This is a genomic window from Streptomyces diastatochromogenes, from assembly GCF_002242805.1.
Lineage (GTDB): Bacteria > Actinomycetota > Actinomycetes > Streptomycetales > Streptomycetaceae > Streptomyces > Streptomyces diastatochromogenes.
On sequence record NZ_MCGQ01000210.1, the window covers coordinates 1 to 830 of the forward strand.

The window sequence follows — 830 nt, forward strand, 5'->3', positions numbered from 1 at the left end:
ACCTCACCCCACCTGCGCCGCGCCCGCCCTCGTCGGTCGTACGGGCGCGGCGCAGGTGGGGTGAGGTGTGGCTGGTGTCGCTGACCTCGCACACCAGCGACCGTTCACGGATCAGCCGCAGGGTCGCAGGGCCGCTGGCGTACCGGTAGACGTTGGTGACCAGTTCGCTGGCGATCAACTCGGTGGTGAACGCCAGGTGCTCCAGACCCCATTCGGCCAGCTTGGCCGTGGTCAATGCCCGAGCCCGGGCCGCGCTGGCAGGCTCCAGCGGCAGACGCCAGGAAGCGACATCGTCCGGTGGCAGCATGCGGGTGCGGGCGATCAGCAGAGCCACGTCGTCGCTGGGGCGCGAGGGCACGAGTGAGTCGACCACTGCTTGGCACGTCCGTTCCAGGGCGTCCGCGGGGCGGGTGAGCGCTGCGCACAGCTTGGTCAGGGCGGTGTCGGCATCGATGTGGCGTTCGCCGATGACTCCGTTGGTGTAGAGGCACAGCAGGCTTCCCTCGGCCAGTTCGATCTCCCGGGCCTCGAACGGCAGGCCGCCCAGGCCGAGCGGTGGGCCGGCCGGCAGGTCGAGCGGAGCCACCTGTCCGTCCGGAGCGGTCACCACCGGCGGCGGGTGACCGGCGCGGGCCACGGAGCAGCGCCCGGAGACCGGGTCGTACACGGCGTACAAGCAGGTGGCGCCGACGACCTGCTCGCCCACGGGCCGTTCACCGACTGCTTCCTGTTCGACCGCCAGCAGGTTGACCAGGTCGTCCAGGCGGGACACGACCTCGTCCGGTTCCAGGTCGAGGCTGGCGAGCGTATGTACGGCGGTACGCAGCCGG

General features: G+C 71.1%; 1 protein-coding gene. It reads right to left on the reverse strand.

The genetic code is table 11. The features are described 5' to 3' along the window. On the reverse strand, nt 1-830 hold an 830-nt coding region (locus tag BEK98_RS47665), incomplete at both ends, for an ATP-binding SpoIIE family protein phosphatase (protein ID WP_167444475.1).